Genomic DNA, 19,459 nt, shown 5'->3' on the forward strand with positions numbered 1-19,459 from the left:
GAAAAGATTTAAAGTTTCAAAAGTATAATAATATATCCAAAAAATATAAGGAGAAAAAATGAAAAAGTTACTTGCATGCTGTGCTTTAATCTGTCTTGGCGTGTCAGCTTATGCTGCTGATGGTGCGACACTCTTTAAAAAATGTGCGGTTTGCCATGGAGAAAAAGCGGATAAAGTCTATCTTGGTAAGGTTCCGGCTTTAAAATCAATTTCTACAGCTGAAAGACTTCAATATATGAAAGAATATTCAGAAGGCAAAAGAAATGCTTATGGTCAAGGTGCGATTATGAAAGTTAATCTTAAAGGTTTAACTGAAGAAGACTTTAAAGCAATCGAAGCTTATATAGAAACTCTATAAGCTCTTAGGACTCTTACAAGGAGTCCTAAGCTTTTTGAATTTTATCATTTCTTAAGCTAAATTTTATATTTTATTTTTGCGGATTATTATCGGACTTTGATTTTTTCCTTGCTTTTATGAATTGCCCTTTTCAATCGATTTTAATTATTTTTTATTTTGTCTTTTTTCTAAGGCTTGTTTTTTGCGATTTTCAAGCTCTATGGCGTCTTTTAGGGACTCTTCATCGTCATTTAAAGTTGTAAATTTATAATCATCGTCAAATTGTTTATTTTTAATTCCCCAAAGTAAGGTGCTAAGTATGATAAAAAACACAATAACCGAAACCCCTATCATCATCATAATGACTGCATTCATTCTTTAATCCTTAAAGCATTTAAAATCACCATTATACTACTTAAAGACATAGATAAAGCTGCGATGAGGGGATTGATAAGCCCTAAAAAAGCTAAAGGTATGGTTAAAGCATTGTATGTTATAGAAAGTGCTAAATTTTGTTTGATGATTTTATAGGTATTTTTAGAAAGACTCAAGGCTTTTTGTAAAGAATCAAGGTCGTTTTTTAAAAGCAAAATATCACTGCTTTCAATCGCTAAATCACTGCCTTCTTTAAGTGTGATTGACACAGCTGCATAATTTAAAGCCAAAGCGTCATTAACCCCGTCTCCTACGAATAAAACCTTATGTTTTTGACTTAAATTTTCAATCATTTGCATTTTATCTTCAGGCAGACAAGAAGCCTTAAATTCATTGATACCAAGCTCATGGGCAATTTTTTGCACGGCTGAGTTATTATCCCCGCTTAAAATCATCGTGCGAATTTTTTTTTCTTTTAAATAAGCTACAAGTTCTTTTGCCCCTTTTCTCAATACGCTTTGAAATTCAAAAAAAGCCAAAATTTCACCTCCTTTAGCAAAGATAAAATGAGAATTTTCAAATTCCTTGCTTTGAATATGATGTTCCTCTAAAAATTGAGAGCTTCCCCCTAAAAATAAAATTCCATTTAAATAAGCTTTTAAGCCTCTTGCTTGGATATTGCTTAGCTCTTTAAAATCCAAATTTTCATCTTTTGCCCCTTTTTGCTCTAAAAATAAAGCCACATTTTTAGATAAAGGGTGGTTTGAAAGCTTGACAAAATTGTAAAGTTCATTGATGTTTAAATGAGGATTGAGATAAAATTCCTTAATATTAAGTTTTGATTGTGTTAAAACTCCTGTTTTATCAAAAACTGCAATATCGCATTTGCTTAAATCTTCAATCACACTTGAGCTTTTAAAAAGTATGCTTTGTTTTAAAGCCCTAGAAAGGGCGATGAGATTGCTGACCGGTGTTGCAAGGGCTAAGGCACAAGGACAAGCGATGATTAAGACAGAAATTGCGTTGATTAAAGAACTTTCCACACTTGCATGTTTAAAGAAAAACCAAAAACAAAAACAAAGCAAGGCAAGGCTTAGGATTGTCCGCGAAAAATAAGCACTGATTTGACTGACTAAGCTTTCAAGTTTAGCTTTTTTAGAATGGGCAAATTCTAAAAGTTTGATGATTTGAGAAAGTTTTGAATCTGTATAAAGCTTTGTAGCAAGGTATTCTACGCTACCATCAAGCACAATACAAGCAGAATTGAGTTCATCACCTTTTTGGATAAGCTTTGGCTCGTTTTCCCCATTTAAAGATGAAGTATCCACGCTTGCTTCACCTTTTTCACAAATTCCATCGATGAGAATTTTATCTCCGCTTTTAAGCAAAATCAAGTCCCCAACTGCAACCTTTTGCACTTCTTTAGGTGAAAATTTTTCTCCATCATAAACTAAAATTTCGTTTTGCAAAAAATCATTTAAACCATCTATGGTATCCAAAGCCCTTTTTTTGCTAAAAACTTCAAGATATTTGCCGATGAAAACAAAACAAATAATCATCGCCACAGAATCAAAATAAACCTCACCGAGCCTTGAAAACATAGCCCAAATCGAATACAAAAAAGCCAAAGTTGCACCGCTAATGACTAAAGTGTCCATGTTAAGACTCTTATGTTTTGCCGCTAAAAATGCACTCTTATAAAAACTCGAACCCGTATAAAAAAGCACAGGAGAGCAAAGTATAAATTCAGCAAAATTTAAAATATCCTTAATATCGCTTTGCATACCGCTAAAAAATCCTGCGTATTTTGCTACTGCCACCCACATAATATTCATCACACAAGCGATTGCAACGACAAGCTTAGAGTAAAATTCTCTTTTTGTCATATCTGCTTTTTTTTGTGCTTTAGTGGGATCATAAGCACTTGCTTTATAACCTATGCTTTGTATTAAGGTTAAAATTTGCTTAAGGGTGATGGAATTTTCATCAAAGACTATTCTTGCTTTGTGTGTAAGATGATTAATATCAAGCTCTAAAATGCCTTTTTGTTTGATAAGAATTTTTTCATTCAGCCAAATACAAGCTGCACATTCTATGCCATGTATCATAAGATAAATTTCACTCAAACCCTCTTTGTTTTTATGTATAAATTCATCGTAATTTCTGCTCTCTTGATTTAAATTTACGGGATTTAAACTGACATTTCCTAATTTTTCATAAAATTCACTCAAATCATTTTCGTTTAAAATTCTATAAACGCTTTGACAACCCTTACAGCAAAAAAAATTGCCTTTTTCTTCTATCATTTGTTCTTTTTTAAAATTTAATCTACAATGTGTGCATCTCATAATCAATCTTTAAATAAATTTTTTTTATAATTATAAACAAATTTGACAAAAAGTGTATTTTTTTATTAAAATCATCTTTTTAAATTCTAAAAATCTAATTTTCTCCTGAGGTCTTATGGAAAAAAAACAACATCAAAGAACCCACATTCCTGTGGAAGGTTACAAAATTGAAAATTTAAAATTGCTTGATTTAGAAAGCTTGATTGCAATTGCTCTTGAATGCGAGATAGAAAATCCTAGAGAATTTCGTCGCCAAGAGTTAATCTTTGAAATTCTAAAAGCTCAAACCAAAAAGGGTGGATTCATACTTTTTACGGGTATTTTAGAAATTTCAAGCGAGGGTTATGGTTTTTTAAGAGGTATGGACGGGGATTTAAGCGATAGCATTAATGATGCTTATGTTTCAAATTCTCAAATTCGTAAATTTGCTCTAAGGGTTGGAGATATAGTTACCGGACAAGTTAGGGAGCCAAAGGACCAAGAAAAATATTATGCCTTGCTTAAAATTGAAGCGGTTAATTATCTGCCTTTGCAAGAAGCTAAAGAAAGACCGCTTTTTGATAATCTTACGCCGATTTTTCCTACTGAAAAAATCAAGCTTGAATATGATGCGATGAAATTAACGGGTAGGGTTTTAGACCTTTTTACACCTATTGGTAAGGGGCAAAGAGGGCTTATCGTTGCTCCTCCAAGAACGGGTAAAACTGAATTGATGAAAGAACTTGCTGCCGCGATTGCTAAAAATCATCCCGAAATGCATCTTATCGTGCTTTTAGTCGATGAAAGACCTGAAGAGGTTACAGATATGCAAAGATGTGTTAAAGGCGAGGTTTTTAGCTCCACTTTTGATTTACCGGCTTATAATCATGTAAGAGTTGCTGAACTTGTGATAGAAAAAGCCAAAAGAATGGTAGAAACGGGAAAAGATGTTATCATTTTGCTTGATAGCATTACAAGACTTGCAAGGGCTTATAATACCGCTACTCCAAGCTCTGGAAAGGTTTTAAGTGGTGGAGTGGATGCTAATGCACTCCATAAGCCCAAAAGATTTTTTGGAGCTGCTCGAAATATAGAAAAAGGAGGCTCTCTTACCATAGTTGCAACTGCTCTTATTGATACGGGTTCAAGAATGGATGATGTGATTTTTGAGGAATTTAAGGGCACAGGAAATAGCGAGATTATCCTTGATAGAAATATATCAGATAGGAGAATTTATCCAGCAATTAATATCATAAAATCAGGCACAAGAAAAGAAGAGCTTTTACAAAATCCAGCAAATTTGCAAAAAATTTGGGCTATAAGGTCTGCAATCTCGCAGATGGACGATGTGGAAGCCTTGAAATTTTTGTATTCTAAAATGCTTAAAACCAAAGATAATATCGAGCTTTTATCGATTATGAATGAGTAAAAATGTTTAGAGCCTTAGCGATAAAATACAGACCTAAAACCTTCGATGAACTTGTTGGACAAAAAACCATAAGCACAAGTTTAAAATATGCTCTAAATTCTAAAAGACTTGCACATGCTTATCTTTTTTCGGGACTTCGCGGGAGTGGAAAAACTTCGAGTGCAAGAATTTTTTCACGTTCTTTAGTCTGTGAAAAAGGACCAAGCGATACACCTTGTTTGAGTTGCAAACAATGTCTTGCTTCTTTGGAAGGCACTCATATGGATATTATCGAAATGGATGCAGCAAGCAATAGGGGGCTTGAAGACATACAAGCTTTAATCGAGCAAACCAAATATGCCCCGTCTATGGCACGATTTAAAATTTTTATTATCGATGAAGTGCATATGCTCACCCCGCAAGCGGCTAATGCCCTTTTGAAAACTCTTGAAGAGCCTCCAGATTATGTTAAATTTATCCTTGCAACGACAGACCCTTTAAAGCTACCAGCAACCGTGCTTTCACGTACTCAACATTTTCGTTTTAAGCAAATTTCTCAAGGTGAAATTTTAAGTCATCTTAAAAAAATTTTAATTAAAGAAAATGTGGAATTTGAAGAGGAGGCTTTAAAATTCATTGCCAGAAGTGGAAATGGTTCTTTAAGGGATACCTTAACCTTGTTAGACCAAGCCATTATTTTTTGTCAAAACCATATCAGCACTGCAAAAATCACCGATATGTTAGGCTTTTTAGATCCTTTTAAAATCAAGGAATTTTATACTGCTATCTTACAAAAAGATAGAGAAAGGGTCTTTAGTTTTTTAGAAGAACTTCAAGACTATGAAGCTTCAAGTGTTATCGATGAAATGCTTTTTTATCTTAAAGAGAGCTTTTTTGCAAGAAGCAATGAATTTTCAACTCTGATTTATGAAAGATTTTTTAGAATACTTTCAAGAGCTAAAAATATGCTTTGTGATGATGATAGTTTCACGCTTTGCGTTATGACTTTTATGATGATGGAGGCGAGTCATCTTAAGGAAATTGACACTCAAATCAATGAAATTCAAAATACTCCAACAATTCAAAAACAAAGCCCTAAAATTCCTATAAATTCAACGATACAAAAAACAAGTCAAAATGCTTATGAGCTTTTGCTTGAACTTATTTATGATAGGGATTATGATTTGGGAGAATGTTTTGAAAAATTTACGCAATTTGTCAATTTTGAAAATCAAATTTTAACAATCCATTCAAACGCACAGGGGCAAGAACGTGATATGCTCAATAAAAATTTTAAGCTCATTGTAGAACTTTTCAAAACTAAATTTGGAAACGATGCAAAAATTGAGGTTAAAAAGCAGATTGAGATTGATGAAAGTAAGTTAAATTCAATCAAAAAAGACGGGGATTTTAAAAATAAAATTGATTTTTTAAAAAACAATTCTAAGCCTTACAATGAAGATGAAGAGAAACTTCAAGCTTTAGAAGAATGTTTTGGAAAACCTATAGAACAACATTTATGAGTTTTTTAAATTTTTAATTGACTTATACAGCAATAAAATATTTTTTTTAAAAGTTTTAAATTTTTAACTCATTGTTTAAAAAATAAAAATTTTTAAAAGCTAAAGAATATAGGTAGATAATAAAATATTTTTAAGAAAAATTGAGTATAATATAATCTTTAATTTTTAATGGATTCATAGCTCAGTTGGTTAGAGCAACCGGCTCATAACCGGTTGGTCGCAGGTTCAAGTCCTGCTGAATCCACCATATTCTTTTAAATTTCTTAGTTTCTCATCTGCAAAATGTTTTTTAATGAATGTTTATTTTTTACTTAAGATTTTTTTAGTAATAATATATTTATTTATCAAGAAAATATTAATTTCTCTTGATAAAATTTATATTTTAGTTTAATTTTTTAAAAAGCAAAATCAAAGATTACAAATACAAGAGCTGACATTATCCCAGCTGCTGGCAGAGTGATAATCCATGCTAAACCGATAGGCTTCATTGTTTGCCAATTTGCATTGCGATTATAAACACCTATGCCTAAAACTGCACCGATTAAAATATGTGTTGAGCTTACAGGAATTCCAAGCCAAGTTGCAACTAAAATCACTAAGCTTGCCCCAAGTTCAGCACTAAATCCTGTTGTAGGTCGAATTTCTGCAAGTTTTGAACCTACAGTGCCGATAACTTCTTTGCCCAAAAACCAAAGTCCTACAACTAAGGCTACACCAAACATAGCCATTACAGCAAAAGGAACGGGCGAACTTTCATTGATTGCATTGCTTCTTAAAGTATCTAAAATTCCTGCAAAAGGACCTACAGCGTTAGCAATATCATTTGCTCCGTGTGAAAATGCAAAACTTGAAGCAGTAAAGATTTGAAACCAAGAAAAAAGTCTGTCTGCTGTTTTATCAAGTTCAGTTTTTCTAACGATTTTAACAATGGCAAAAGTTGTTACATAACCTATAGAACCTAAAATTGCAACAATCCATAAACTTTGTAAAATGCCCAGAGTATTAATATTATTAAGTCCTTTGAATAAAAACATTGCAGCGATAGCCATAGCACCTATACAAGCAAGCACAGGCATATGAATTCTAAAAACTGAAAAAATATCAATATTTTTTTCTTTTTCTCTAAATTCTTTGAGCTTGTTTTTATAAAAACTTTCTTCTTTTTCTTTATCATCTAAATCATCCAAAACGATAGCACTTAGCTCCTTAACTTGTTCTTCTAAGGGTTTTGCTTTAAGATTTGAAAAATACCCTTCTTTAAATTTTTTTCTGTCTTTTTTAATATCTTTAACTTGTTTATTTAGAATTTTAGAAGGCTTTAATATCTTTTTGTCAATATAAGCATAAATAATATAAGCAACCACTCCGCCTAAAACAGGAGAAATCACCCAGCTTACGGCAATTTTTAAAATTTCACCCCATTTAACCATAGAAAGAGCTTCGCCTCCGCCAAAATTTAAAAAGCCCATCATAACACTCGCACCGACTATACCCCCTACTATACTATGTGTGGTCGAAACAGGTAAGCCTTTTTTTGTCGCGATAAAAATCCAAAGCCCAGAGCTTAAAAGAGAAGAAATCATTATAATGACAAAAAATATAGGTTCAAGATTGTCTTTTGGAAAATTCACTATACCACTACGAATGGTTTTGGTTACTTCCCCTCCAGCGAAGATTGCACCACTAAGTTCAAAAAGTGCAGCAATAATCAAGGCTTGTTTAATCGTAAGAGTCTTTGCCCCAACACTTGTTCCAAAAGAGTTAGCCACATCATTTCCACCGATATTGAAAGCCATAAAGATTCCAAATATAGATGCGAGTATGAAAAGGATGAGATGGTATTGAGGGATATAATTAAATCCCCAAATCATAAAAGCAAGAGTGCTTATAGTAAAAATACTGAACGCAAGAAGATTGTCTTTTTTCATAGGGTGAAATTCCTTAATTTAATTTATGTCTTGAAAATAAAACGGATTTATTATAATTGTTTTAACTTAAATGGTTATTAAAAAAATTCTAATAAAGTAAATCAAAATTAAATTTTATCATTAATAATTTGTTTATATTTAAAGATTTTTAAATATAAAATAATCAAACAGATTGAACCTAAATTAAACAAAGAAATTCATTGTAAAAAATCATAGTTGTTTTGAATATCTTTTCTAAAAAGCTGCTTTGAAAAATTTTCATTAAAATTGAAATCAAAACCAAACAGAACAGAATTTGAATCGATATTTTCGTTAAAATTTTTATGATTGAGATTGATACTAAAGGCATTTCCGTAAGGTTTATAAGAAAAACCATAATTTTCCCCTTGATTATCTTTACTAAGGTCAAAATTAAGGTTTAAAACCATAAATCCTAAGCTTTGTTGCAAATCGTTTTCATCATTTTGTGTGTATTGTGTGTAAGCTTTGAAATAATCTTTATAAATCAATTCGCTCCTTAGATTAGGATTAAAATTTTTTCCATTGATAGAGCTGTGAAATCCTAGAGAAAAATTATCCTTTTTATAATGATAGATTAGAGCACTTTGATATTCTTGATTGTTATTATTGAGTGTGCTTTGTTTTTGAAAAAATAAAAAATTCGATTTGTTTTCATAGAGTGGAGTTAAATTATCAATGCTAAGATTATTTGCATTAGGGTCTGATTTTAGCAGTGTTTTACCGAATTCGTTATTGTATTCTTTTTCTGAATTTTGCTCACTTTGATTTTTGAGCATTTTTTCAAAATCATTTGCATTTAAACAAAGTAAAATAAATATTATACAAAATATTGTTCGCATTTTTATCCTTATTTTTTAGCATTATACAAATTTAGGTTTTACGAAAAACAAATTTTTTTAAAAAAAATCATATTTTTCAATATTATGACATAACCTGTCGTTCGCTTTGTATATATTTATTTAATTATTTTAAAACAAAGGAGAAAAAATGAAAAAATTATTTTTATATTAGTTGTTACCTTAGATTTTATGATTGAAAGTTTTACATTAAGCTTTGTATCCGTTTAGCACAAATTTTAATGCGTTTAAATAATGCATAATGCTTAAATTTAAAAGAATTAGCCGATGAATTCGGTGTTGATGAACGCACGATACAAAGGGATTTAAATGAAAGACTCGCATTTATGCCTATAAATAAAGAAAATGGTGGATGTTTTTAGAGGGTTTTGCTTTAGGAAAATTGAGTTTTAAAGATATTCAAAATTTTTCTAATTTAAGCGGAGTTAGAGAGCTTTATTCTAAATTAGATTCAAGTTTTATCACGGATTTGTTAAGCACAAAAATTAATGGAATTTTAATAGTGTGAAATCAAGGCTATGAAAATGTGGATTATAGAGACTTTAAGCTTGTAAGTTTAGCGATTTTAAGTAAAAAATTCTTTATTTTGGTTATAAAAAATACCGCGTTGTATCAAGCCCTATAAACTTGTAAGCAATAATGAAATTTGGTATGTTTTGGCTGATGAAAAGGATATGCTTAAAAATTTCACCCTTTCTAAAATTTAAAACTTAGCGATGAAAATTTTTCATCGTTGCGGTTGAAATTTCTTAATGAAATTTTAAATATCATAAAACAATGGATACCTTATATAAAAATTCTTTCTCCAAAATACTTGCAAATCAAACTTAATGAACTTTTAAAGCAATATTTGGAAAATGATTAAAAAATTTTAATCATTTAAGACATTCCAGCATGACGAAATTTATCGGGATTGTCAATAGCATAGCGGAATTTATCCCAGTCAATTTGCTTATCCCAAATCGCTACAATAAGGGCTGCAACGCTATTACCGCACAAATTTCCCACAGCTCTCATTTCTGACATAAATTTATCAACACCGAGTAAAATTCCTATTGCCGCAACAGGTAAAATTTCAGCTAAAGTCGCACCTGCTCCATTATTTGCTTCTGCAATTTGCATTCCGCCTAAAGCACTTAGTGTGCTTCCAAGCACGATAAAACCAGAACCTGTAACACCCACAGCTCCTTTAGAAGCTATCATTAAGACAATTAAAATGCTCATTTCATGTGCTAAAGAAAGATTTACATTAAAGGCTTGTGCTAAAAAGATAAGGCTCATTGCAAGATAAATATTTGTGCAATCAAGATTGAAACTATAGCCTGTCGGTAAAACAAGTCCCACCGTTGCCTTTGAAAGACCAGCTTTTTCAAGTTTTCTCATCAAAGGTGCAAGTGCGGCTTCACTTGAGCTTGTTGCAAAGACTATTAAAACTTCTCTTGCAATAAAACGCATAAATTTAAAGATATTGACTTTTGCAAAATGACAAATAATGCCTAAAATTCCAAAAATAAAAATCAAACAAGAAAGAAGCATAACGATAAGCAAATAACCAAGATTAATAAGCGTTGTAAGTCCATATTGTGCAATCAAAACAGCCATAGCTGAAAAAGCAGCAACAGGTGAAAAATACATTATAATCTGTAAAATTTTAAAGATGAAATTTTGCACCACTTCTAAAACACTTCGTATGCTTTTTTTATCGTTAGTTTTCATCAAAGAAACGATTAAAGCAGTAACGATGGCAATGACTAAAACTTGCAAAGTTTTTCCTTCCGTAAAAGGACTTATAATATCCCTTGGAATGGCATCGTGAAGAATATGCATAATTTCGGAAGTTGGACTTATTTCTGTAGTTTGAGAGATATATTTTTCTACATTTTTAATATCAACTTTACTTGCATCTAAATTCATACCAGAACCGGGTCGCATTACATTTGCCATAAAAATACCGATAGCCAGAGCAAATGTGCTAACAATTTCAAAATAAACCACAGCTTTAATGCCTATACTCCCTAGTTTTTTAAGACTTTCAAGGCTTATAATGCCAAGAACTATAGTAACGAAAATAATAGGACCGATTAGAATTTTTAAAGCCTTGATAAAATAATCGATTCCGGGCTTACTAGCAATTGCTAAATCTTTATCTATATATCCTAAAGTAATTCCAGCAATAATGCCAATTATGACCCAAAAACCAAGACTTTTAAGAATACGTTTTAAAAGTGGAGGTTTTTTATCGGCTAAAGTTTGACTTAAAGTTTCCAAAGATATCTCCTTAAAAAACAGCATAAATTACAATGAAATCAGTGCATTGCAATCACTATATTTTGTTTTTAAATTTTTTAAAATTATAATAGAATTTTGATATAAGTGTTATAAATTTTCTTAAAAAAATAAAAATTGTCAAAAAATTATGTTTAAAAAGTATTAAAATTTCATTACAATAATCAAACTACATTTAAATTTGTTTAATTTTTAAGATAATTTAATGTATAATTTAAGACAATATAAATCAAAATTTAAGGATAGCTATAAATATGGAAGAAAAAGAAATAGTCCTGCTAGAAGATACACTCATCACTTCTAAAACAGACTTAAAAGGCGATATAATCTATGCAAATGAAGATTTCTTAAAATATGCAGGTTATAAAATGAACGAAATTTTATACAAACCACATAATATTGTGCGTCATAAAGATATGCCAAAAACCGTTTTTAAATGTTTATGGGATACCATCACGCAAAGTAAAGAAATTTTTGCTTTTGTTAAAAATAAAGCAAAAAATGGGAATTTTTATTGGGTTTTTGCAAATGTAACGCCTTCATTTGACGCAAATGGACGCATTATAAATTATTATTCTGTGCGTCGTTATCCTAATCGCAAAGCTCTTCCTATCATAGAAAATGTTTATAAAACCTTACTTGAAAAGGAAAAAGAAGGTGGAATGAAACTTGGTGTTGAAACCTTAATGCAAATTGTTTCTTCATATAATATGGGCTATAATCAGCTGATTTTAAGTCTTCAACAAAGCTAATTTTAAGATAGGAAAACAAAAATGAAAAATATTTTTATTTTAGCAATAATACTTAGTTTGATGGGAATTTTAGGTGTAGTTTTTATCCATTCTTTGGTTGCTATTTTTTGTTTTGTTTTGATTGTTATTGCTCTTTTTTATGCTTTTATACTTTTAAAAGATGAGCAAATTATGACGGATAAGCTTTTAGCACTTTCTAAGGAATTAAGAGAAGGAAATTTTGATGGTAGAATCATTTTTACTCAAACAAGAAGTGCTAAACTTGCCGAAATTTCAAACAATCTTAACAACACCATAGACGGGCTTGAAGCCTATTTGAGGGAGATTAATACTTCTATTTCTTCATCTCAAAAGGGAGAATTTTATAGAAAAGCTTTGCCACAGGGTTTAAAAGGGATTTTTTCTCATAATATTGAATTTACTAATAAAGCTTTAACAAATATAGAAAATACAGCAAAATCAAGCTTTAAAAATGCTCTTTCAAGAACCTTGATGGATTTGAGCTTAGGCAATCAAAACAAAGATATGTCAAGCATTTCTCAATCCCTTAACAATGATATTATCATAATGAAAAATGTCTATAATGTCGTTGATACCATTTCTCAAACTGCTATGGCAAATAGCTCTGAAGTTAATTCTTTGCAAAATGCTACAGCGAGTTTAATGGAAATTTCAAATTTAAATCAAGGCATCATCCAAACTTTTGCCAATAATTCCCAAAATATCAGCTCCGTTGTTGAGGTTATTCGTGATATTGCAGACCAAACGAATTTACTCGCTCTCAATGCTGCCATTGAAGCAGCTCGTGCAGGAGAACATGGACGCGGTTTTGCTGTGGTGGCTGATGAGGTGAGAAAACTCGCTGAAAGAACACAAAAATCAACGAGTGAAATTTCTATTGCCATACAAACAATGCAACAAGATTTTGACAATATTCAAACAAATAGCGAACAAATGTTTAGTATCGTTAGCGAATCCGAAGCAAGAATCAATAATTTTTCAGAAGCATTTAAACTCCTAAAGGATAGCAGTCTTACTTTAGGAACTGACTTTACAAGCTTTGCTAAAAAGCTTATTATATCTATGATGAAAATTGATCATATTCTTTATAAATCAAATATTTATCTTAATCTTAACGGAGCAAAAGAATTTAATCTTGATAGTGCCGATGTCATTTCAAATCTTTGCAATGATGAAGATTCAAAAAAGGTCATTGAAGCAATGATTGATAAAAATGACTTTGAACTTGGAAAAGAAGCGATAAAAGATAATGCAAGAAGGGCTATTGAACAATCAAAAGTTGCGTATATCGATAAAAAAACTTATGATAATATTATAAGCGACATTCAAGCACTTGAAGCAAAGAGTGCTGAAATTTTAGCTCAATTGAAAGATTAAAATGTTTGATATTATCGTCATCGGTGGCGGACACGCAGGCATTGAAGCAAGCAGTGCAAGTGCTAGAATGGGTAAAAAAACCTTACTTTTAACAACGCTTATTGAGCAAATAGGTGCTCCAAGCTGCAATCCAGCAATAGGCGGACTTGCTAAGGGGCATTTGGTTAAAGAACTTGATGCTATGGGCGGTTTAATGGGAGAAATCACCGATGAGGCGGGAATTCAGTTTAGAATTCTTAATGAAAGCAAGGGTGTAGCAGTGCGTGGAAGTCGGGTACAAATTGATATGGATTTATATAGAATTTGTGCAAGAAATAAGCTTTTGCGTTTAGAAAATTTAGAACTTTCTCAAGAACAAGTTTGTGGCTTAATCATTCAAAACAATGAAGTAAAAGGTGTTAGAACAAATTTAAATCATAATTATTTGGCAAAAAAAGTCATTTTAACCACAGGAACTTTTTTAAATGGATTGATACATATTGGTGAAAATCAGCTCGGAGCTGGAAGAGTTGGAGAATTTGGCTCAAATCAGCTCGGAGATGATTTGAGAAAAATAGGTTTTAAAATAGGCAGATTAAAAACAGGAACTTGCCCCCGGGTTAATGCTAAAAGCATTGATTTTAGTGTTTTAGAATTACAATATGGAGATGAGAAGCCTAAGGCTTTTAGTTTTAGGACAAAAAATTTCAATCCCACTCAACTTCCTTGTTATATCGCAAGAACGAATTTAAAAACTCATGAAATTATAAAAAACAATTTTTATCGTGCCCCACTTTTTACCGGACAAATTGAAGGAGTTGGACCAAGATATTGTCCTTCAATCGAAGATAAAATCAATCGCTTTAGCGACAAAGAAAGCCATCATCTTTTCATAGAACCTCAAACCAAAGATGCCACAGAATACTATATCAATGGTTTTTCAACCTCTTTGCCCTATGAGGTGCAAATCGCAATGTTAAGAAGCATTAAGGGTTTTGAAAATGCTAAAATCACGCGTTTTGGCTATGCGATTGAGTATGATTATATCGAACCTACTGAACTTAAACACAGCTTAGAAACTAAGAAAATCAAAGGGCTTTATTGTGCTGGACAGATTAATGGAACAACCGGTTATGAAGAGGCTGCAGCACAGGGCTTTATGGCGGGAATTAATGCTGTTTTGGCTTTAGAAAATAAAGAAGCTTTTGTTTTAAGACGCGATGAAGCTTATATTGGTGTTTTGATTGATGATTTGGTCACTAAAGGCACAAAAGAACCCTATAGAATGTTTACTTCAAGGGCGGAATTTAGATTGCTTTTAAGAGAAGAAAATGCGATTATTAGGCTTGGAAAATATGGTTTTGAATTTGGACTTTTAGAGAAAAAAGATTTTGAGTGGATTGAAAATATTTCTTTAAATTTAAAAAAAGGTTTGGATTTTTTACTCTCTAAAGAATTCACTCCAAATGCTCAAAATAATGCCTTTTTAGAAAGTTTGGGCGAAGAAAAAATTACATCAATCGTCTCTTTACAAAAAATTGTCGCAAGAGCGAGTTTTAATACAGAAAAACTTAAAAAACTTGATTCTATGTTTGAAAATATGGATTCTTATTCTTTAAATGAAATTTTAAATGAAGCGAAATATTATCATTATATTTGTATGCAAAAAGCAGGAGTTGAAAAAATGAAGAGTCTTAATGAACTTAAGATTCCTGAAAATTTTAATTTTAAAGAATTAAGCGGTTTGAGCAATGAAGTTGTAGAAAAATTAGAATCATTTAAACCTCCTACAATCTTTGCTGCAAGTATGATTAGCGGAATCACTCCAGCCGCTTTAGATATTTTACAAATTCATATTAAAATGCAAAAGAAAAAACATTAATGTCAGCCTTAGTGCTTTGCTTAGCGACGCTTATTTTACTTTTTTGGCGTCCTTTTAATCTCGCTCTTTGGGTGTATTCAAGTTTGGCAGCTTTTCTGGCTTTTATTTTAAAACTCGTGGATTTTGAAGATGCCAAGTTTATTTTTGATTTGATTTGGGATAGCTCTTTAACCCTTATCGGACTTATTTTGCTTTCTTTTAGTTTGGAGGCTTTAGGTTTTTTTGATTTTCTTGCCTATGGAATTTTAAAATTTTCACGAAAAAATAAGCAAGAAATTGACACTTATAAATTAATGTTTTTTATGTTGATTTTTGTTTTTTTTCTGGCAACTTTTTTTGCAAATGACGGAGCAATCTTAGTCATAACACCCATCATAATAACCCTTTTTTCCACGCTTAAAGATAAAAATTCTCAATCCATTTTGATTGCTTTTTTGCTTGCTCTTTCTTTTTTATGTGATGCAGGTTCAAATTTATTTGTGATTTCAAATTTGACAAATATCATCACAGCAAATTATTTCAAACTCGATTTTTTAAGCTTTGCATACACAATGTTAAAGCCAAGTTTATTTGTTTTTATTTCTACTCTTATCATGGTTTTTGTCATTTTTAGACGCATTTTGCCAAAAAAACTTGAATTTAATTTTATCCAAAAAAACGAAGGTTCTAAAGCCCTTTTTATTTTTTGTTTGATTTTTTTGATGTTTTTTACGCTTGGATTTTTCATAACTCAAAATTATGGTTTGAGTAAGGGTGTTTTTATTTTAGGTGTAGCATTGATATTTTGGCTTATTGTTAGTGTTTTAAAACCAAAACAAGGTTTAAAAATTTTTAAGAATTCTCCTTGGGGCGTATTGATTTTTAGTTTTGGACTTTATTTAGTTGTTTTTTCACTCTATAAAGTTGGTGCAGGAGAAATTTTGATAAAAATTTATACTTTTTTAATGCAGGATAAAGATTTTGGAATTTTTGGCACAGGCTTAGTTTCAGCTCTTGGCTCATCACTTTTTAATAATCTTCCTATGGTTTTAGTTGGAGATTTAGCCTTAAAAGAATATTTTGATGCAAATTCTTTTGAAAAATTGATGATTTATGCCCATCTTTTAGGTGTAAATATAGGAGCTAAACTCACGCCCATTGGTTCTTTAGCAACCTTACTTTGGCTTGGAATTTTAGTGCGTAAAGGAATCAAAATTTCTTTTTGGCAATACACAAAATTTGGGTTTTCAATGACATTTATCGTGCTTATGAGTGCTCTTTTTGGGCTTTTTTTATAAATGAATTAATAATTTGTAAATTTTTGATTTTTAAAGAATAATTTTATTTATCTTAGATAAAATATATTTTTGCAAAATCAAAATTTTAATGAAAGGAATAGGATATGGCTATTTCTGAAAATAGACGAAGTTTTATGGGCTTTGCATTTGGAGCGGTAGCTGCTGTGGGAGGAGCTTTCTCACTTGTTGCCTTTAAAAAGACTTGGGACCCACTTCCAAGTGTTAAAGCAGCGGGTTTTACTACAGTGGATTTAAGTGGAATGCAAACCGGAGAGCTTAGAACAATAGAATGGCGTAAAAAGCCGATTTTTATCCTTAAAAAAGATGAAAGTATGCCTAAAGATGAAAAACGTGATGTTATAGTGGATAATGTCGCATATACGCTTGTAATAGGACTTTGCACTCATTTAGGTTGTATTCCTGCTTATATTCAAAGTGAACAGATGTTTAAATGTGCCTGTCATGGAGGAGAATTTAATATTAATGGAGTCAATGTTTTTGGACCACCTCCTAGACCTCTTGAAATACCTCCTTTCAAAATCGATGGAACCAAACTCGTTTTAGGCGAAGAGGGACCTGAATATCTCAAAATAAAGACGGAGGCTTAAAATGGCACAGATTAGAGAGGCTAATGGTATTGTAGATTGGCTTGATCAAAGACTTGCAGTGCGTAAATTGCTCGATGTTTTGATGAATAAATATTGGATACCAAAACAAATTAATTTTTTATGGGCTATGGGTGTTATTTTAACCACTCTTTTTACGATTTTATTTTTAACAGGGCTTTTGCTTGTAATGTATTATAAACCAGATACCGCCCTTGCTTTTGATAGCGTGAATAAAACGATTATGCAAGAGGTTGAGTATGGTTGGCTTTGGCGTCATATGCACGGCGTTGCAGCTTCAGTTGTATTTTTAATCATTTATATCCATATGCTTACGGGAATTTATTATGGCTCTTATAAAAAGGGACGTGAGATGATTTGGGTCAGCGGTATGCTTTTATTTGTTGTTTTTTCAGCCGAGGCTTTTAGCGGTTATATGCTTCCTTGGGGACAAATGAGTTATTGGGCGGCACAAGTGATTACAAATCTTTTTGGAGGAATTCCTTTTATTGGACCTGAACTTGTGATTTGGATTCGTGGAGATTATGCGGTTTCAGACCCTACTTTGACAAGATTTTTTATGTTGCATGTGTGTTTATTGCCTGTTGTCATTATGGCAATCATCGCTTTTCATTTCTATTCTTTAAGAATTCCACATGTTAATAACGAAATTGCTGAAGAGCTTAATTTTGATTTAGAAGCAGAAAAATACATACTAGGGGATACAAAAGGTTCGAAAGTCATTCCTTTTTGGCCTGCATTTTTATCCAAAGATTTTGTCTATATTTCTTTATTTATGATTTTCTTTTTCTATCTTGTGAGTTTTAAATTTGATTTTGCAATGGATCCTATTAATTTTGACCCGGCTAATGCACTTAAAACTCCAGCACACATTTATCCTGAATGGTATTTTCTATGGTCGTATGAGGTTCTAAGAGGATTTTTCTTCGATATTGGGAGCATTAAGGCTTTTGATATAGGTTTAGCAGCTTTTGGTATCGCACAAGTGATATTTTTCTTACTTCCTTGGCTTGATAGAAGCGATGTTGTGCGACCAGCTCACGATAGACCTTTATTTTTCATTTGGTTTTGGGTTTTATTGATTGATTTGATTGTTTTAACCATTTATGGAAAGCTTCCTCCGACAGGCGTCAATGCTTGGGTAGGATTTTATGCTTCACTTGTATTTTTGTTGCTATTTATTGTGATTTTGCCATGGATTACTATTTTAGAAAGAAAAGGAGCTAAACAATGAGAGAGCTAAAAATATTTTTAGTTGTAGTTGTATTTACTGCTCTTGTATATTGGGGAGTTGAACCTTATGCACATTCTGTAATGAAACCTCATGTTACTCCTGCAAATTTTAATTTTGCCGAAGAAGATATAAGTTTTGCAAAAGGTATTGTTGAAGCTAAAGAATTAGCTTTGAATGAAGCACAAAAAAACAATGATGAAAATCAAACAGCGAGTGCTCAAAAGGCTCTTGATTTGGCTAAGCAGAATTTAGCTAAGGACGAGGCACTTTGGGCAAGTGTGGAAAAAATTAATTTTGCAAAGGGCAATGCTGCAAAGGGAAAAGAATTCTTTGAAAGCAATTGTTTTGCTTGTCATGGGCTTAAAGAAGATGGCATAGCGGCAAATATTACAGATTCTTCTTTAGGAGTCATTCCACCAGATTTAAGTTCCGCAGGAGTGATTTTCGATGAGAAATTTTTAGCAGCCTTAGTGTTAAATCCATCTTTAGCTCTAAAAGTTGAGCATAAATTTGGTGATGCTTTCATCATGCCAGCCTATAATGCAGAAACTTCAGGAGAGAGTGAAGAAGTGGTTAATGAAAACATTGCAAATCTTATTGCTTATCTTAAAGAAATAGGGCATAAATTTGAAGCCAAGCAAAATTCAGAGATAAAAACAGAAATTGAAGCTAAATATGCTAATTTAGAAAACAACCCAGAAAAAACTGCTTTAATTGAAAAAGATATAATTTTTGCAAAGGATAGAATTTCTTTTATCGAAGCTTGCGGACGTTGTCATGATATGAAATATGATGGCTATTTTACCCCTTCTAAAGCAGAGGATTTAAAAAATTATTTAGGTTCTATTCCGCCTGATCTTTCTATGATGATTAGATCAAGAGGGTCGCAGTACTTGAATGATTTTATCAATAATACTCAAAAATTACTTCCGGGTACAGCAATGCCAAGAGTAGGGCTTAATGAGGATACACAAGCTAAAGTTATCTCTTATATTGAAAAAGTGGGTGATAGCAAAAAAGACGAAAGAGAAAGCTTGGGAATTTATATTATGATATTCTTTGTTATCTTAAGTATTTTTGCAATAGCTTGGAAACAATCTGTTTGGTCTAAACTTCATTAAAATTTTAAAAAAATGGACACTTGCTATTATGTTAAAATAGCAAGTGTTTTTAATGTAAATATTCATCAAATTTTTGAATGTAATAATATTTTACAAAATAGACTTTCAAAATTGAGCTAGTATCAAGT

At 31.6% G+C, this 19,459-nt stretch carries 15 protein-coding genes, 1 tRNA gene and 1 pseudogene; 12 read left to right on the plus strand and 5 right to left on the minus strand.

The window, feature by feature from the left end; all coding sequences use genetic code 11:
• The first annotated feature begins 58 nt into the window (after positions 1 to 58).
• Positions 59 to 358 carry a c-type cytochrome gene (locus tag CCUN_RS03310; RefSeq protein WP_027306263.1) on the plus strand — a complete coding sequence of 100 codons (300 nt, stop codon included), beginning with the start codon at positions 59 to 61 and terminating at the stop codon, positions 356 to 358.
• A 144-nt stretch (positions 359 to 502) separates the two neighbouring features.
• Here CCUN_RS03310 and ccoS read toward each other — a convergent pair whose 3' ends face one another.
• Entirely contained in the window at positions 503 to 712 is a 210-nt protein-coding gene (ccoS, locus tag CCUN_RS03315; protein WP_027306262.1) for a cbb3-type cytochrome oxidase assembly protein CcoS, read from the minus strand.
• On the minus strand, positions 709 to 3,066 hold the full coding sequence (locus tag CCUN_RS03320) for a heavy metal translocating P-type ATPase (protein ID WP_088245184.1): 2,358 nt from the start codon (positions 3,064 to 3,066) through the stop codon (positions 709 to 711). The genes ccoS and CCUN_RS03320 overlap by 4 nt, the downstream gene beginning before the upstream one ends.
• Before the next feature lie 109 nt (positions 3,067 to 3,175).
• Between CCUN_RS03320 and rho the strand changes: the two genes are divergently transcribed.
• From rho to CCUN_RS03335, 3 genes are all read left to right on the plus strand, one after another.
• Positions 3,176 to 4,468, plus strand: coding sequence for a transcription termination factor Rho (gene rho / locus CCUN_RS03325; RefSeq protein ID WP_027306260.1), 1,293 nt, complete (start codon positions 3,176 to 3,178; stop codon positions 4,466 to 4,468).
• A 2-nt stretch (positions 4,469 to 4,470) separates the two neighbouring features.
• Positions 4,471 to 5,970, plus strand: coding sequence for a DNA polymerase III subunit gamma/tau (locus tag CCUN_RS03330; RefSeq protein ID WP_027306259.1), 1,500 nt, complete (start codon positions 4,471 to 4,473; stop codon positions 5,968 to 5,970).
• A 170-nt stretch (positions 5,971 to 6,140) separates the two neighbouring features.
• Positions 6,141 to 6,217, plus strand: a tRNA-Ile gene (locus tag CCUN_RS03335).
• 148 nt (positions 6,218 to 6,365) lie between these two features.
• Here the strand turns inward: CCUN_RS03335 and CCUN_RS03340 are convergent.
• A complete protein-coding gene (locus CCUN_RS03340; RefSeq protein WP_027306258.1) occupies positions 6,366 to 7,898 on the minus strand; it encodes an inorganic phosphate transporter in 1,533 nt (510 codons plus the stop codon).
• A 197-nt stretch (positions 7,899 to 8,095) separates the two neighbouring features.
• Complete coding sequence (locus CCUN_RS03345; RefSeq protein WP_027306257.1) at positions 8,096 to 8,758, minus strand: hypothetical protein; 663 nt, start codon at positions 8,756 to 8,758, stop codon at positions 8,096 to 8,098.
• A 239-nt stretch (positions 8,759 to 8,997) separates the two neighbouring features.
• On the opposite strand from CCUN_RS03345, the pseudogene CCUN_RS10195 reads away from it, so the two are divergent.
• A pseudogene (locus tag CCUN_RS10195) lies at positions 8,998 to 9,641 on the plus strand (helix-turn-helix transcriptional regulator).
• 14 nt (positions 9,642 to 9,655) lie between these two features.
• On the opposite strand, the gene CCUN_RS03355 reads toward CCUN_RS10195, so the two are convergent.
• Positions 9,656 to 11,044 carry a cation:dicarboxylate symporter family transporter gene (locus CCUN_RS03355; RefSeq protein ID WP_027306256.1) on the minus strand — a complete coding sequence of 463 codons (1,389 nt, stop codon included), beginning with the start codon at positions 11,042 to 11,044 and terminating at the stop codon, positions 9,656 to 9,658.
• Between the two features lie 272 nt (positions 11,045 to 11,316).
• Between CCUN_RS03355 and cetC the strand changes: the two genes are divergently transcribed.
• The 7 genes from cetC to CCUN_RS03390 all read left to right on the plus strand — a co-directional run bounded on the left by cetC (position 11,317) and on the right by CCUN_RS03390 (position 19,331).
• On the plus strand, positions 11,317 to 11,814 hold the full coding sequence (gene cetC / locus CCUN_RS03360) for an energy taxis response protein CetC (protein WP_035175959.1): 498 nt from the start codon (positions 11,317 to 11,319) through the stop codon (positions 11,812 to 11,814).
• A gap of 663 nt (positions 11,815 to 12,477) precedes the next feature.
• Positions 12,478 to 13,212, plus strand: a complete 735-nt coding sequence (locus tag CCUN_RS10255; RefSeq protein WP_415270578.1) for a methyl-accepting chemotaxis protein — start codon at positions 12,478 to 12,480, stop codon at positions 13,210 to 13,212.
• A gap of 1 nt (position 13,213) precedes the next feature.
• Positions 13,214 to 15,073, plus strand: a complete 1,860-nt coding sequence (gene mnmG, locus CCUN_RS03370) for a tRNA uridine-5-carboxymethylaminomethyl(34) synthesis enzyme MnmG (protein ID WP_027306253.1) — start codon at positions 13,214 to 13,216, stop codon at positions 15,071 to 15,073.
• Entirely contained in the window at positions 15,073 to 16,350 is a 1,278-nt protein-coding gene (locus CCUN_RS03375; RefSeq protein ID WP_027306252.1) for an arsenic transporter, read from the plus strand. The genes mnmG and CCUN_RS03375 overlap by 1 nt, the downstream gene beginning before the upstream one ends.
• A 104-nt stretch (positions 16,351 to 16,454) precedes the next feature.
• Positions 16,455 to 16,958, plus strand: coding sequence for a Rieske 2Fe-2S domain-containing protein (locus tag CCUN_RS03380; RefSeq protein ID WP_027306251.1), 504 nt, complete (start codon positions 16,455 to 16,457; stop codon positions 16,956 to 16,958).
• A gap of 1 nt (position 16,959) precedes the next feature.
• Positions 16,960 to 18,210, plus strand: coding sequence for a cytochrome b (locus CCUN_RS03385; protein WP_027306250.1), 1,251 nt, complete (start codon positions 16,960 to 16,962; stop codon positions 18,208 to 18,210).
• On the plus strand, positions 18,207 to 19,331 hold the full coding sequence (locus CCUN_RS03390; RefSeq protein WP_027306249.1) for a c-type cytochrome: 1,125 nt from the start codon (positions 18,207 to 18,209) through the stop codon (positions 19,329 to 19,331). Before CCUN_RS03385 ends, CCUN_RS03390 begins: the two co-directional genes overlap by 4 nt.
• The last annotated feature ends 128 nt before the right edge of the window (positions 19,332 to 19,459 follow it).

This window comes from Campylobacter cuniculorum DSM 23162 = LMG 24588, from assembly GCF_002104335.1.
GTDB classification, from domain to species: domain Bacteria; phylum Campylobacterota; class Campylobacteria; order Campylobacterales; family Campylobacteraceae; genus Campylobacter_D; species Campylobacter_D cuniculorum.